This is a genomic window from Alteromonas macleodii ATCC 27126, from assembly GCF_000172635.2.
Lineage (GTDB): Bacteria > Pseudomonadota > Gammaproteobacteria > Enterobacterales > Alteromonadaceae > Alteromonas > Alteromonas macleodii.
In genome coordinates this window covers 388,388-403,718 of sequence record NC_018632.1, presented here as the reverse complement: position 1 = coordinate 403,718, position 15,331 = coordinate 388,388, and the positions used below count along the sequence as shown (strand labels likewise).

16 protein-coding genes are annotated in these 15,331 nt (G+C 44.1%); 13 read left to right on the top strand and 3 right to left on the bottom strand.

The genetic code is table 11. The features are described from left to right. Positions 1 to 8 precede the first annotated feature (8 nt). From pilM to MASE_RS01690, 9 genes are all read left to right on the top strand, one after another. Complete coding sequence (pilM, locus tag MASE_RS01730) at positions 9 to 1,076, top strand: type IV pilus assembly protein PilM (RefSeq protein ID WP_014948037.1); 1,068 nt, start codon at positions 9 to 11, stop codon at positions 1,074 to 1,076. Then, positions 1,064 to 1,642, top strand: a complete 579-nt coding sequence (locus MASE_RS01725) for a PilN domain-containing protein (RefSeq protein ID WP_014948036.1) — start codon at positions 1,064 to 1,066, stop codon at positions 1,640 to 1,642. The genes pilM and MASE_RS01725 overlap by 13 nt, the downstream gene beginning before the upstream one ends. 2 nt (positions 1,643 to 1,644) lie before the next feature. Further along, positions 1,645 to 2,256, top strand: coding sequence for a type IV pilus inner membrane component PilO (locus MASE_RS01720; RefSeq protein ID WP_014948035.1), 612 nt, complete (start codon positions 1,645 to 1,647; stop codon positions 2,254 to 2,256). Then, entirely contained in the window at positions 2,253 to 2,780 is a 528-nt protein-coding gene (locus tag MASE_RS01715; RefSeq protein WP_014948034.1) for a pilus assembly protein PilP, read from the top strand. The genes MASE_RS01720 and MASE_RS01715 overlap by 4 nt, the downstream gene beginning before the upstream one ends. A gap of 2 nt (positions 2,781 to 2,782) precedes the next feature. After that, positions 2,783 to 4,555 carry a type IV pilus secretin PilQ gene (locus MASE_RS01710; protein WP_014948033.1) on the top strand — a complete coding sequence of 591 codons (1,773 nt, stop codon included), beginning with the start codon at positions 2,783 to 2,785 and terminating at the stop codon, positions 4,553 to 4,555. 269 nt (positions 4,556 to 4,824) lie between these two features. Then, a complete protein-coding gene (aroK, locus tag MASE_RS01705; protein ID WP_014948032.1) occupies positions 4,825 to 5,340 on the top strand; it encodes a shikimate kinase AroK in 516 nt (171 codons plus the stop codon). A 30-nt stretch (positions 5,341 to 5,370) separates the two neighbouring features. Next, positions 5,371 to 6,438: a 3-dehydroquinate synthase gene (gene aroB / locus MASE_RS01700; protein ID WP_014948031.1), complete on the top strand. Its 1,068-nt coding sequence runs from the start codon at positions 5,371 to 5,373 to the stop codon at positions 6,436 to 6,438. A 121-nt stretch (positions 6,439 to 6,559) separates the two neighbouring features. Further along, on the top strand, positions 6,560 to 8,032 hold the full coding sequence (locus MASE_RS01695) for an SPOR domain-containing protein (protein WP_014948030.1): 1,473 nt from the start codon (positions 6,560 to 6,562) through the stop codon (positions 8,030 to 8,032). A gap of 226 nt (positions 8,033 to 8,258) precedes the next feature. Further along, positions 8,259 to 9,140 (top strand): Dam family site-specific DNA-(adenine-N6)-methyltransferase, encoded by an 882-nt coding sequence (locus MASE_RS01690; protein WP_014948029.1) that lies wholly within the window; start codon positions 8,259 to 8,261, stop codon positions 9,138 to 9,140. 83 nt (positions 9,141 to 9,223) lie between these two features. Here MASE_RS01690 and MASE_RS01685 read toward each other — a convergent pair whose 3' ends face one another. The 3 genes from MASE_RS01685 to MASE_RS01675 all read right to left on the bottom strand — a co-directional run bounded on the left by MASE_RS01685 (position 9,224) and on the right by MASE_RS01675 (position 10,732). Continuing rightward, positions 9,224 to 9,424, bottom strand: a complete 201-nt coding sequence (locus tag MASE_RS01685; protein ID WP_014948028.1) for a DUF2970 domain-containing protein — start codon at positions 9,422 to 9,424, stop codon at positions 9,224 to 9,226. 9 nt (positions 9,425 to 9,433) lie between these two features. Beyond that, a complete protein-coding gene (locus MASE_RS01680; protein ID WP_014948027.1) occupies positions 9,434 to 9,742 on the bottom strand; it encodes a hypothetical protein in 309 nt (102 codons plus the stop codon). A 171-nt stretch (positions 9,743 to 9,913) separates the two neighbouring features. Next, positions 9,914 to 10,732: a TorF family putative porin gene (locus MASE_RS01675; RefSeq protein WP_014948026.1), complete on the bottom strand. Its 819-nt coding sequence runs from the start codon at positions 10,730 to 10,732 to the stop codon at positions 9,914 to 9,916. A gap of 305 nt (positions 10,733 to 11,037) precedes the next feature. On the opposite strand from MASE_RS01675, the gene rpe reads away from it, so the two are divergent. From rpe to MASE_RS01655, 4 genes are all read left to right on the top strand, one after another. Then, positions 11,038 to 11,715: a ribulose-phosphate 3-epimerase gene (gene rpe, locus MASE_RS01670; protein WP_014948025.1), complete on the top strand. Its 678-nt coding sequence runs from the start codon at positions 11,038 to 11,040 to the stop codon at positions 11,713 to 11,715. 65 nt (positions 11,716 to 11,780) lie between these two features. Further along, on the top strand, positions 11,781 to 12,788 hold the full coding sequence (gene trpS / locus MASE_RS01665) for a tryptophan--tRNA ligase (protein WP_014948024.1): 1,008 nt from the start codon (positions 11,781 to 11,783) through the stop codon (positions 12,786 to 12,788). Positions 12,789 to 12,888: 100 nt separating this feature from the next. After that, positions 12,889 to 13,473 carry an anthranilate synthase component II gene (locus tag MASE_RS01660; RefSeq protein ID WP_014948023.1) on the top strand — a complete coding sequence of 195 codons (585 nt, stop codon included), beginning with the start codon at positions 12,889 to 12,891 and terminating at the stop codon, positions 13,471 to 13,473. Positions 13,474 to 13,770: 297 nt separating this feature from the next. Further along, the gene (locus MASE_RS01655) at positions 13,771 to 14,937 is read left to right on the top strand and encodes an HDOD domain-containing protein (protein WP_014948022.1); all 1,167 of its coding nucleotides are present in this window, start codon (positions 13,771 to 13,773) and stop codon (positions 14,935 to 14,937) included. The last annotated feature ends 394 nt before the right edge of the window (positions 14,938 to 15,331 follow it).

Genomic DNA, 15,331 nt, shown 5'->3' with positions numbered 1-15,331 from the left:
ACTTGCACATGAAATCGCTGTTTAAGAAAAAGCTGCCGCCCATTGTGGGCTTAGATATAGGCACGCGTCAAATAAAAGCGGTGTGGTTAGAGCAATCGAAAGACGGGTTCGTCCTTCAAGGGTATGCCTGTGAGCCAATTAACAAAATCGCTTTCTCTGAGCGTGATATTAAAGATTATGAGTCAGTAAGCATTGCTCTCAAGAAAATTCGAAAGTCGCTAAAAACAAAATTAAAGCTGGCAAATGTTGCTGTGGCTGGTACGTCAGTGATCAGTAAAATCGTCTATATGGACCCAGAGCAAAGCGATTACGATTTAGAAAATCAAATTGAGATCGAAGCCGACAGTCTCATTCCCTATCCGCTTGAAGAAGTATATTTGGATTTTGAAGAAATGGGGCCAAGCACAACGCACACTGGAAAAGTAAATGTATTACTTACCGCTGCGCATAAAGATTTGGTAGACAGTCGCTTGCTGCTTGCAAGAGAAGCTAACTTTGAGCCCAAAATTGTTGATATGGAAAATTATGCCATCGGCAATGCCATGGACTTTTTCCATGCGCCTCATACCGAAGACATGCCACTTTGCTGTATTAATGTGGGCGCCTCGCTACTTCAAATATGCGTAATAAAAAACGGCGACGTCATCTACACCAAAGAGCACGCCTTTGGCTTAAATCAGCTAATTAACGATATTAGCGCCATTCATATGGTTGAGCGTGAAACCGCAGAGCGTCAGCTGCTAGATGGCACGCTGTCTGGAAATTGGGTGGAAGATACGCTTCCTATATTTGCCGCTAACCTACAGCAAAATATCAACCGTGCATTACAAATGTATATGAGCACGCTACATGCAGAGCGCCCCACCAAAATACTGTTTAGCGGCGGTGCCGCTACTATTGAACCGTTAGTCGACATTTTAAAACAAGACTTAGGCCTAGAGGTTGATTGCTTCAATCCGTTTAGCAACATGTCGATAAACCCTAAACTTGATGCCACGAGACTTAGCAAAATTGCACCACAGCTTGCGATTGCAGCGGGTCTAGCGAGCCGGAGCTTTACGCCATGGCACATGTAAATTTACTACCTTGGCGAGAGAAGCAGCGCCAACATCAAAAACAACAATACTTGGCAGGGCTACTTGCCGTTGCCGCCATTGTAGGATTGATTTTTTGGTTCATTGGTCAAGCTATCGACCAGCAAATCAGTAATCAAAACTCGCGTAATCAATACCTTGAACGGGAAATCGCGGTTTTAGATGCGCAAATTGCAGAGATAAAAAAGGTTAAAGATAGTAAAAATGCCATTGAGCAGCGCATGGCATTAATTGAGCAACTGCAAGCAAGTCGCAATGTGGCTCCTATAGTATTTGATGAACTTGCTAAACTCGTTCCTCCCGGTGTGGCCTTTGAGTCTATGACCAGAAGCAATAACCGTATTGAGATTGAAGGGACTAGTGATTCGAACAATCGTCTTTCCGACTTTATGCGCGCGCTGGACAACTCGAAAGTGTTCGTTGCCGCAGAGCTTTCTACCATTAAATCTGACAGCAGTGCAGCGAGAGCGATTAGCAACTTTACGCTTACGTTTTCGATAAACCCCAATGTTGCTCCGCTAGAAATAGAAAGTAGTGAGGCGCAATAACCATGAAGTTTGATGTTTCAAAACTAAAAGAACTCAACGAACTCGACTTTGAACAAATCGCTATTTGGCCAAACGAAGTTCGCATTGTTGTGGCGGCGTTTGTCGCAATATTGGTAGGTGCATTGAGCTACTACATGCTAATAAGCCCCAAATTACCGATTAAAGATGCGGCTGAATTAAAAGAACAAGAATTAAAACTACAGTTCGAAGCAAAATACCGCATTGCGGCTAATTTAGAAGCCTACCAAGCCCAACTTGCGCAAATTAAGGAAGACTTTTCGTCTATGCTGAAAAGTCTTCCAACCAGCAACGAAACACCGGGTTTGCTTGACGATATCACTTACGTTGGTACCGCATCGGGCCTCACGTTTGAGTTGCTTAACTGGCAACAAGAAGTACCAAAAGAGTTTTACACCGAACTACCTATCGAAATGGAAGTAAGCGGTGGCTATCACAACTTTGGCGAATTCGTTTCCAAAGTCGCAGATTTACCTCGTATCGTTACGCTTCACGATTTTGACATAAAGCGTGAAGCAAATGGTCTGTCGCTGAAGCTACAGGCGAAAACTTATCGTTCGGAAAACTCGACAGACATTGAAGGAGATGAACAATGATTCGTTCGTTTTTATCTCTTTTGATCATATTGTTAGTAACAGGCTGTTCACCTAAACTCGACGATCTGCATGCCTATACACAGAGTGTTAAAGAGCGTGCTCAGCCACAAATTGAACCGTATCCAGAATTCAAGACTCACCCACCTTTTAGCTATTCGGCAAGCGCTTTAAGAAGCCCGTTCGATCGCCCTAAGAACAACGCCGCTCCAGTAGCAAAAGCACGGGTAGAAAACTGTTTGCAGCCAAACTTCCAGCGACCTAAAGAAGCATTGGAAGCCTATGGCGTGGACGCCCTCGCACTGACTGGCAACTTTGCCGTTAAGGGAGTGCAGTGGGCATTATTGAAAAGTAACGATGGCGTATTACATAAAGCTAAAGTAGGGAGTCGTATCGGCTTGTTTTATGGCAAAATTACGCAAATTAGCACCGACTCAATTACTATTGAACAGTTATTACCTGATGGTGCGGGCTGCTGGCAAAGGAAAACAACAACAATGACTACAGCATCGAAGGCGGGAGAGTAAGCATGGCCGAACGATACATATTTAACAAATCTCTGAATCGTAGAGTGCCTAGATGGTATTGGCTGGCTTTCGCTGTGGCTGCAATATTTTCATTAACCGTATTTGTTTCGCCAGTAAAAGCCCAAGAGCCTTTGTTAGTCGACCCTGATACTAAACGAAATGCATCAACCGTTACCACCACGGTCACAAACATCGACTTTACTCAAGCAGCTAACAATACCGCTGTAACACTGGTGAGTTTTGAGGGCCAAGCGCCAAAACTTCAGCTTATTGAGTCACAAGGAAAGGTATCCCTTACATTACCAAACACCAAGTTAGGCGAAGACCAATTAGTAGAACTTAATGTGACTGATTTCGGTACCTTGGTTTCTACCATCGAGACATTCGAAGATAAAGATGGCGCGCGAATTGAAGTTAATTATTCGGGCCCAGTTACGGTTAAAAATACGGTAAAAGACGGCGTAATTCGTATGGCGATAACGCCAATGGACAGCGCGCAGCAAGACGCCTTGGAAGCGGAAAAGAAATACACAGGCGACCCCATTTCACTCGATTTTCAAGATGTTCCTGTGAGACAAGTTTTACAAATTATTGCGCAGGTTAATGGGTTTAACTTAGTGACCACCGACACCGTAACAGGAAACGTAACGATAAGCTTGTCGGGCGTTCCGTGGGATCAAGCACTCGACATGATTTTGCGCGTTAAAGGTCTGGATAAACGCTTAGAGGGCAACATTTTGTTAATTGCACCGGCTGAAGAACTATCGGCTCGTGAAACCCAAGCCCTTCAATCTAAAAAGCAAGTTTCAGACTTAGCGCCGCTTCATACGGTTAATATTCCTGTTAACTATGCAAAAGCTGCTGCCCTGGCCACGATCTTAAAGTCGACAGAGGGCGGGATCTTATCTGAGCGAGGGGGGGTTACAGTAGACGAACGAACCAACACTTTACTTATTCGCGACACGTTAGCCTCTATTGATGAAGCAAGAAAAACCATCAATGCGTTAGATATTCCAGTGAAGCAAGTGCTGATTGAGAGCCGTATGGTTACTGTGCTTGACGATGTAGACGAGCAGCTTGGCGTTCGTTGGGGTTTCAGCGACCGTCAAGACGATAATGGTGTGTCGGGAAGCCTTGAGGGCGCAGACACCATTGCCGGCGGCATAGTGCCTAGCATTGATAATCGCCTTAATGTGAACCTGCCTGTGACCAGCGCCGCGGGTAGCATTGGCTTTCAAATTGCGAGCTTGGTTGATGGCACCATATTAGACCTTGAGCTTTCCGCACTAGAATCTGAAAACAAAGGCGAAATTATTGCGAGTCCTCGTATTACGGTTGCTAACCAGCATGAAGCTTACATTGAACAAGGTACGGAAATACCTTACGTACAAGCAACGTCTAGCGGTGCGACTTCAGTAGAGTTCAAAAAAGCCGTTTTGTCACTGAAAGTTACGCCACATATTACGCCTGATAATCGCATTATTTTGGATTTAGTTGTTACGCAAGATACCCGTGGCGAAACCGTTTCTACGTCTACTGGTGAGGCCGTAGCCATCGATACCCAAGAAATTAAAACGCAGGTATTGGTAGAAAACGGCGAAACCATCGTATTAGGTGGCATATTCCAACAAACCAGTTCTGATGGCGTGTCGAAAGTGCCTTTGTTTGGTGATTTGCCTGTCGTTGGTGCCCTTTTCAGAAACTCGTCACAACTTCAGCAAAAACGAGAACTACTTATCTTTGTGACACCTAAGATAGTCACTGAAAGACCATAATCCTCATTTTTAGCCTTCAAAAAAGCGCATTTTTGTGCGCTTTTTTGGTTTTCAGCCTTTTTTTGTAACTAAATTTACAGGTATACGCTATTTGTTAGTAACAAAACTTGCAACGCCTTGCATGAAACTGAGATAATCCCCGCCTCGAAATTTAAGCGAGGTTTAAGGAGTGGTGCTTATTGGACACTAAATAGGCACGAGTCAATGGGTAGGCTGGTAAGGCAACAGTGCACTGCCCCTAACATGATTAAGTTGTGATATAAGCAAATATGGCTGAAAAACGTAATATCTTTTTAGTTGGCCCAATGGGTGCTGGCAAAAGTACCATCGGTAGACATCTGGCAGACGAACTTCACCTAGACTTTTTTGATTCGGATCAGGAAATTGAGCGCCGCACGGGTGCAGACATTGCCTGGATCTTCGACCTTGAAGGCGAAGACGGTTTCCGTAAACGCGAAGAAAACGTCATTAACGATTTGACAGATAAGCAAGGTATTGTACTTGCTACTGGCGGCGGTTCTATTGTAACTAAAGCTGTGCGTAATCGTTTATCTGCCCGCGGCATCGTTGTTTACCTACAAACGACAATCGATAAGCAAGTTGCCCGTACACAACGTGACAAACGTCGTCCTTTGCTACAAAACGAAGATCCAGAACAAGTACTTCGCGATCTTGCAGAAATGCGCAACCCGCTTTACGAAGAAGTTGCTGATTACATTGTTGATACAGACGACCAAAGTGCGCGTGCTGTAGCGAATCAGATTATCAGTAAAATTGGTTTATAAATTAAATATGTAATAGGAGGTGCTACGCCAATGTCAACCTTAACTGTGGAACTTGGAGAACGTAGCTATCCTATACAGATAGAGGCTGGGTTGCTTTCGCAACCTGGCCTTTTTAGTGCCTATATAAAAGGCCCACTTGCCGTCATTGTTACCAACGAAACTGTTGCCCCACTGTATTTAGAAACCGCTAAAGCGGCGTGTGGTAATGTTCAGGTTGAAACCATTATTTTGCCGGACGGCGAGCAACACAAAAATCTTGCCCAATTCGAAGTGGTTATGACACGCCTTCTTGAGCTAAACGCTGCAAGAGATACGACACTTATCGCACTTGGCGGTGGTGTAATTGGTGATCTTACTGGCTTTGTTGCGGCAACTTACCAACGCGGTGTGCCCTTCATTCAAGTTCCTACAACTTTGCTTTCTCAAGTCGACTCATCAGTAGGTGGAAAAACCGCGGTAAATCATCCTCTCGGCAAAAACATGATTGGCGCTTTTTACCAACCGGTTTATGTGGCCATTGATACTGATACCCTAGCTACATTACCCGCGAGAGAGTTTGCTGCTGGCATGGCAGAGGTCATCAAATACGGTATCATTTACGACGCACCGTTTTTTGAATGGCTTGAAAGTAATGTAGATGCGCTTACGTCGCTTGATACTGAAATTCTTACCCAAGCTATTTCTCGCTGCTGCGAAATCAAAGCAGACGTGGTAGCAAAAGATGAACGTGAAGGTGGTTTACGCGCCATTCTTAACTTAGGCCACACGTTCGGTCACGCTATTGAAGCCGAGCAAGGCTACGGTAACTGGCTGCATGGCGAAGCGGTAGCCGCTGGTACTATAATTGCTTGTAAAGCTGCTGAAGCATTAACGTGGTTTGAAGCGTCAGAAACACGACGCGTATCGTCGCTATTTGAAGCATTTGCTTTACCGGTTGCAGGCCCAAATAGTATGACAAAGAATGACTACGTTAAGCATATGAAACGCGATAAAAAAGTGGAAGCTGGCAGTATTCGATTTGTACTTCCTCAAGGCATAGGCAAAGCGGTTGTTACCAAGGACGTCACGGACGCCATTCTTACTGACATCCTTTCTTAGTCATTAGCCCTCGCGACAACCAGGCAACGCGTCTATCTTGACTTCCCTACGTTAGTTGGAATCATAAAGAAATGCGTTGCAGGACAGTTTTTAAAGCAACGGTGAATAAGGGCAAACTCCCATGCAAAGTGAACTGCATGAACGTTTGGAATATTTGGTCAATTACTCTTCTCAGCTGATTTTTGTCAGTGGTGAGTCTATTGCTCAACAACAAAAGACCCTTGAAGCCTTTGTCTTCCAGCAGCACGATGATACCGAGATTGCGTATTTAACTGCACAAGAAAATATGGAGCCCTCTGACTACCGTCGACAACTTTGTCGGCAGCTTCTTGGTCAAGTGGTGGGTAGCTTCGTTAGGCCTCTAAACGAACTACTTTCCGACCTAAATAGTCACGAAGGTCCAATTCTTATAGCCATCACCCAAGCCCACAATCTTCCTGATGCACTATTGCAAGAACTATGGGACTTGGTGTTGCAAAGTCGGTTCGCTGGTAACAAGCAGCATTTAAATGTGCTTTTGTTCGCGAATAACGAATGGGCTGAGCGCGCCAAGCAGTGGCTTCCTGCAAAAAATACAGAAACCCCACTAATAATTAGCAGCCAGTCAGTCATTAGCGAACAGCCTAGCTTCGAGTCAGAGCTCGACAAAATGATTGCTTCACGTCGCGAGGCTTTTCAGGCTCATTTAGAAAATAGACAGCGTGAAAATACGCAAACTTTTATCAACCCGTTAAAGTCTAAGTGGTTTTATATCGCTGTTATATGCGTGTTCCTTGCTACGTTTTCTGGCCTTATTTACTGGCAATACGGTGATAAATTAGCATCGATTTTTGCGCCTATCAGTCAACCTTCGCCAGAACCTGAAAGAACGCAGGTTGAGCCCGGATCTGCTTATAACAAGCTTATAGGCAATGGTGAAACCGATGAAAGCGAAACAACAGCATCAAACTCAGCAACTCAAGCAACCAACCAAATAGGCAACGTAGAGCTTGTTTCCGCGCCCAATGATGATAGTGCAGACGTTGGTGGCTCGTTAATTGATGAATCGTCAGATAACGGTCCGTTGATTACCAATTGGGAAAATGCGGTTTCATCCTTACCTGAAGTTACGCCATCTTCAGAACAGGCAGACAGTAACCAGTTTGAGAATGCCCCGATTGGAGATAATACCACTGATTCCAATGGTTCAGAGGTGGTTAGCAACGGTGCGCTACGTGATCAACAACCTGCTCAAGGTGCCAAATCAAACTCGGACGGCGTCAACGATAATGTAGCGCCAACCACAGTGGCCACTGAATCGAGTCAAGAAGGCTGGATTGGGGAAAATGACTACGCTATACAGTTGTTAGCGATGAAAAGTGAGTCTGTTCTCAGTGAGTTCCTACGAGAAAACAATCTAACTGAGCAAACGCGAATTTATAAAACGACGCGCTATGGTGGCGACTGGTTTGTAGTAGTTAACAAGCAAATCTACACGTCGTTATCTCAAGCGCAACAAGCACGAACAAATTTACCCGAATATCCAGGTAAACAAAATGCTTTTATAAAGCGAGGAAACCAAATCCTCTCAGAGATGAGCAAAGCGCAAAATTAAGTCATTTCACAACCGTGTGGTCATAATATTTCCAGTAAATGAGCAAAATTCCGTTCTTGCGACACTTGTTGGTTGTCCGTTTTACTGATGAAAGTTACAATCTACCTTTAGTGTGGTGATATCTGATACTGATCAGCATAAAAGTATAAAGACGACCCTTTCCCTTGGAACGGCGGCGCACGGAAAAACCACCGTCTTCATTCCGTCTAGGTAGTAACGTTTAAGCATGATGCAGAAAAAAAACCGGGCTTTTTTAAAATGGGCCGGTGGCAAATACAGCTTGGTTGAGCATATTCAGGCCAGATTACCGCAAGCCAATAAACTCATTGAACCGTTTGTTGGTGCCGGATCTGTATTTCTGAATACGCAATACAAACGCTACCTGCTTAATGACATCAATCCTGATCTCATCAACTTATACAATTTCCTTAAAGCGCAGCCCGATGCACTGATTAACGATGCACGCGCGTTTTTTGATGGAAGTCGCAATGAAGAAAAGATGTACTATGACTTGCGCGAAGAGTTCAACGCAACGCAAGATGAATACTACCGAGCGATTCTTTTTCTTTATTTAAACCGACATGGGTACAACGGTTTATGCCGCTACAGCCTTCAAGGGCGTTTTAACGTACCTTTTGGCCGCTATAAAAAGCCGTACTTTCCAGAAGACGAGATGTTTGTGTTTTCGGAAAAATCGCAAAAAGCGACGTTTACTTGTCTTCCTTTTGAAAAGGTTTTTTCTAGAGCTAGGCGTGGCAATGTTATTTATTGTGACCCACCGTATGCTCCTATCAGCAAGACTGCAGCGTTTACCAGCTATGCCGCGCGAAGCTTCGGACAAGAATCTCAAGAGAAGCTGGCTGAGCTCGCCACCCGCGCGTCAAAAAAGCGAGGCATACCCGTCCTCATCTCAAATCACGACTTACCGCTAACTCGGTCGCTTTATCACGGGGCAGATTTCAGTATGCTGTCAGTTAAGCGTTCGATAAGTCAAAACGGTGCAAAGCGACAGCCAGTGGATGAAATTTTGGCTTATTTCCCTCCAGCTAACGTCGCACCAAAGCGAAAGACTCGAAAAAAGAAGACGTTTCACCGCCCTTCAGTTTAGTGTGTGGAGCCTAAAAAACGTCTTATAGGTAGCGCATCGACCGCCTTACCCACATACGATTTTAATGTGTATTCACGCAATTGCTATGCGCTATAGCCCGTATACCATTTAACGAACATAAAAAGCGTAACAACAAACAGCACAACCAAGATTACGCCAATGACGGCGAAGCTTATAAAAGTGCCTTTAGTAAAGTCACGTTCGTAGTTTTTATGGCTCTGAACACCAAATAGACTAGCAACTACACTACCTAGAACTGACCAAAAACCAGTACCAGACTGCATAATTTTCCCCTAAGTGTCGTTAGCAGGTGAGGTGAAATCTCGATTACCTTCGTCGCTGTGCATCAACTCAAGTAGGTCTAAAAAGTGGAATTGGAAAGAGGATGATTTCCCCGCTATCCATGACAGCCAACTTACTTCCTCAACACCCTCTTGATGACGGGCACATTGGTTTTGAATATGGCTTGCGGGCAACTTGGGGTTGAACTCCGTAACGGGTTGGAATTCGCATACTGACGAGTGTGAATTTGGCGTACTTGTAACCGCAACGCTAACAAGCGCTACCGCTCCACAAATCGCAAAAAATGGAAGAACCTTCATCCTGAATACTCCTTACACTCGTTTAAAAATTAATCTCATTATAATCAAAAGCAGGTTACGAACAAGTTAAAAATGCGTTGCTTGTAAAAAATGAAAAGCCTAACGAAAACACATTAGGCTTTTAGTACTCAACGTTTTGATAGAGGCCATCCAATGGCCTCTACAAGGTCATTACAGTTCGAAGTCCATAGAGTATGCTACAGTAAATTTCACTGCGTCGTTATCCAATGCATCGGCACCGTCGTCATCTAAGTTAGTGCCAGTTACAGCGAAGCTAAAACCATCTTTAGCGATCGAAACACCGTAGTCTGCATAACCCTCTACACCGTTAAATGCTTCAGCGAAATCGCCTTCGTGATAGCCAACGTGGAAACCAAGTTCCGTACCGTTTAAGATCTCCATGCTGTAATCAAGCGAGGTGTACGATGCTTGTGCAAAACCGAAGTCTTGATTTTCGCCTTCGTCAGCTTCAGTGTGCGCTAAAAGGTATACAGTAAGGCTTAACCCACCCATACCTACGGTGCCGTAAACTTCCGCAAAATCAAAGTTTGCTTCATCGTCGTAGTTGTAATAAAGGTAACCAAAGTCGTACGCAATACCCTCAGACTCGCCAGAAAAACCAAAGTACATGTCGTGCTCATAAGAGTAAATGTCGTCTGATTCATAGCTTACATTTGATGCCCACGTACCCGCGTAAAAACCACTTTCATGCGCGTAATCGATACCACCCTGTACTGCGGCTTCGTTAGTTGTTTGTGTTAGACCACGCCAGATGTAGTTACTGGTTGCACTAGCGTTAGCAGTGAATGAACCTTCTGCATAGCTAGGCATGGCTGTTAATAGACACGCTGAAGAAATAGCAGCGGCAAGTATTGTTCTTTTTGTAGATGTTTTCATGTGTGTTCTCCAGTCAAATTCAAACTTGTTGTAATTCGTTTTTTCTGTCTGTGTTTTCTTTTTTGGACTGGATAACGCAAAGTTGATGCCCATTTATGGTTCATCAAAAAAACTCGCAAAAAATAAATTAACCAATTGAAATTTAGAACATTATTTCACTTAAAAAATTCATCCTCTGTCACCAAAACAAAAAAACGCTGCATAAAAACGCACCAACATAACGCGCGCTCACCAAAATTGGGCAACGTTCTGACAAAGTCCGTTTATCTTAAATTTCCGTGAAATTAACGCTGATTAACCCTTGGCATAGTAAAGAAGCACGGATTTGGGTAAACTTTCGCAAAGGTGAAACGTAAGTGGCAACGCACCTTGTTGTTTTTAGAATGAAAGGACATGCAATGAAACCATTCCTAATTGCTCCATCAATACTATCGGCCGATTTCGCTCGACTTGGCGAAGACGTAGAAAAGGTATTAGAGGCTGGCGCTGATGTGGTGCATTTCGATGTAATGGATAACCACTATGTACCCAATCTTACGTTTGGGCCAATGATTTGCGAGGCGTTAAGAAACTACGGCATTACCGCTCCCATTGATGTGCACCTAATGGTGAAGCCCGTCGATGACTTAATTGAAAAATTCGCGAATGCAGGGGCCTGCTATATTAGTTTTCACCCAGAAGCGTCTGAGCACATAGACCGCTCTCTACAGCTTATTATCGATGCAGGTTGCAAGCCGGGGCTCGTATTTAACCCAGCAACGCCACTACATTACCTTGACCACGTCATGGACAAACTGCACCACATTCTTATTATGTCGGTTAACCCAGGGTTTGGTGGTCAAAAGTTTATTCCTAGCACCTTAGATAAAGTACGCGCGGTGAAACAGCGTGTATTAGAAAGCGGCTACGATATTCGAATTGAAATTGACGGTGGCGTAAAAGTCGATAACATTCGCGAAATAGCGGAAGCGGGCGCGGATATGTTTGTGGCTGGTTCGGCTATTTTTTCTCAACCCGACTACAGCGATGTCATTGAGCAAATGCGCAATGAACTAGCGTCACTGTCTAAAGCATAATTTTTGAAGCTTTATTTTCTCAAGCTTTATTTTCACAGTATTTAACGTATTACAGGTAAAAAGAAATGAGTAATAAACCCGTTGTATTAAGTGGCTGTCAGCCTTCAGGACAACTTACCCTTGGCAATTACATGGGTGCACTTAAACAGTGGGTTTCCATGCAAGACGACCACGACTGCTTATATATGATAGTGGATTTGCATGCTATTACTGTACGACAAGACCCTAAGCAGCTTGCTGAAGCTTGTCTAGACGGCCTTTCTCTTTACCTTGCTTGCGGTATTGATCCACAAAAAAGTACTCTGTTTTTGCAATCCCATGTGCCTGAACATGCACAGCTATCTTGGGTATTGAATTGTTACGCCCAAATGGGTGAGCTTAATCGCATGACTCAATTCAAAGATAAGTCTGCGAAGAACGAAAATAACATTAATGTAGGCTTATACAGCTACCCTGTACTCCAAGCAGCAGATATTTTGCTATACCAAGCAGATAAAGTACCGGTAGGTGAAGATCAGAAGCAGCACCTTGAATTGACTCGTGACATTGCTACACGTGTTAACAATCTATACGGCGATGTATTTCGTCTACCTGACCCGTATATCCCAGACTTTGGCGCGCGCATCATGAGCCTTCAAGAGCCTGAAAAGAAGATGTCTAAGTCTGACAACAACCCGAATAACTTCATCGGCTTATTAGAAGATCCTAAGAAGTTAGCCAAGAAAATCAAACGTGCCGTGACCGACTCTGACGAGCAAGCTAATATCTACTTTAACCCAACTGAAAAACCAGGCGTGTCTAACTTACTGACCCTACTTTCACTTGCGACGGGTAAATCAATTAAAGAGCTTGAGCCTGAATATACTGACAAAATGTATGGCCACCTTAAAGGTGATGTTGCAGACGCTGTGGTTGCTCTACTTGAACCCATTCAGGCCCGCTATGCTGAAATTCGCGCAGACAGAGCATATCTTGACGACGTAATGAGTCAGGGTGCTGAGAAAGCGTCAGCGCGAGCGGCTGAAACTTTGGCTAAAGTATACAAAGCAGTCGGCTTTATTCCAAAGCCATAACAGCCGAATTCCAACATCTTGCTACACGCCATGAAGGGTTCATTTAATCCTTCATGGCTAAAACCTTCGCAACTTAGAAATACCAAGGACTAGCACTGCTGTGTTGCTGTTAATTGATAACTTCGATTCGTTCACTCATAACCTCGCTCGGTATTTCACTGAGCTCAGCGTCGACGTTGAAGTGGTGCGAAATAACGCACTGACCTTAGACGACATATCTCGCTTAGCGCCTTCACAGTTAGTTATTTCACCGGGACCATGCACGCCTAACGAAGCGGGTATCAGCTTATCTGCGATTGAACATTTTGCAGGCAAGATTCCTATTTTAGGTGTATGCCTGGGTCATCAAGCTATAGGTCAAGTGTTTGGTGCCAAGGTAGTAGGTGCACAAGAGATTAAGCATGGAAAAGTTTCACCCCTAACACACCGCAACAGTGGCCTGTTCAAAGGCTTACCTAACCCGTTTAACGTGACGCGCTACCACTCATTGGTTTTAGATCCCGCATCGCTACCTGCCTCACTGAGTGTTGATGCATGGTGTGAAACCGCAAAGGGCACAAAGGAAATCATGGCAATTTCCCATAATCATCACCCTATTTGGGGCGTGCAGTACCACCCCGAGTCACTGCTTACCGAACACGGTCATAGCGTACTGGATGCATTTCTTCAGTTTAAATCAATTTAAGTATACGAGTTTGATGCCGATACGCCTTTATAGTGTAAAAGGTTACGCTTGAAGGCCAGAATTACTCGCAATTCACTGATTTTTCGTTTAACTTTTCATAATTCGTTTTAGCCAATGCGCTGAATAAAGATTATACGAAGCATCGCACACGCAATATCAACAGTTGCAGGGTAAATAAGGCTTGCTTTCAAGCAGTAGCTACCATTTTCATCATTACCGTAGCGAAAGTAATAAAGGCCCCTGATGTACGATAATATTGCCGTTCACCAAAAAGTTATGAGCAGGAGTGCTTTTAATATGACAATGGGGGCAACCACACCGCCCACGATAGATGATCGTTTTGAAAATATGATCATATCGCCAGAGCGAGTGCTGGAAATGCTAGGAAGGCGCAAGGTGGGAGAAGTAAGCTTCGAGCAATCGGAGCAAGGTGATGCGCGCAGGCTGCTACTGCACGTTGAAAAAGTGGCGATTGAAAACAAGCGCCTTCAAGAGAAAACCGAAGCGTCATACCTTGAATCAGTGAGTCACCATCTTCACGAGATCCTTCTAGGTGAATTAACAGAGCAGCTAAGCTATACCGACGAGCTCGTTCAAAACGTACTTAACTTGCCCGAAAATATCGGCGAGCTTCTTGATGCACTTTCCGTGAAAGCATGCTCGGTTTCGAAACTAGAGCCAATCGCCGCAACCATGCCATGGCTTTATGATGAACTGATCGTTGTGGTGAATACTCCACAATTTAGACGCAAAGACTCCCGTGGGCGTATCATTGTTGTAGAGACACTGCGCACAGCATTGAGCTTTTTGGGTATTGAAAACCTACGCACATTGATACCGTCGCTCATCTTAAAGCGTGCTATGCCTCAGATTACCGACCCTTACCCGCTAATTAAACAAAAGCTTACGCCTTATACAACTGGCGTTGCCATAACGGCGAAACGCCTTGCAGCACTTACGGATTTAAACAAAAACCAGGCTTATACCCTTGCGATGCTTAGTAATTTGGGGCGTTGTGTCGTAACAAGACTTTACTTCAAACTGTTCGATAAAATTCAGCTACATCTGTTGCAAGAATGCCAGAAAGACAAAGAGCAAAAGCGACATGAAGCGCTACTCAAAGTGGCTCCTTCAGCCAACCACCTTATTGCTCTACAGCAAGAATTCGCAGATGCAGTCAGCGCGGATATTCTGGAGTGGATGCATTTAATGCGCTTGCCTATTGCAGAACCTATGCGAGCGTGTGCCGATAAAGTACCCGCACAGCCTAAAACACTCAGTAAGGTACTTCATCAAGCCCGAACCTACACACAAATTCGGATGTTACATCAGTTAAAGCTTGTTGAAATGAAAGAAGTAAAGCCGCTTTTCATGGAGCAACGCTACCCTGCAGGTGCACTCGAAAAACTCAAAACCATTGATATTTTCACCCTTCCTTTGGTGAAAAACGAAGAGAATCATTAATTTTTTAGTGGATATTCATGCACTCGTTATGCACCTTTTTCATTTCATGTGCATGATGCCCCAAATTATTGACGCTTGCTCAATGCCTTGCCCGTTTTTAGCTACATTAAACAGGTAAGGCTTCCAGTCCTATCCCCCCTTTCTTATTGCCTCACAGTGCATTAAAACCCGTATGTAGCCCTTTTCTCAGCGCAAAAATTGATTATTACCAATTGATATAGCCCAGTAGTTAATAGTTATTCACTTTTCCTGCAAATTAAGCCACAGTCCTTATAAATAAAGGGCTGCAGCCTTTTGCATAGAAGACAAATGTTAAAAAAAATGGCATACTGTTGAACAAATCCGATTAGTTTTTACGCGCCCAATTAACGCTTATCGACCAAAGTAGTACTAA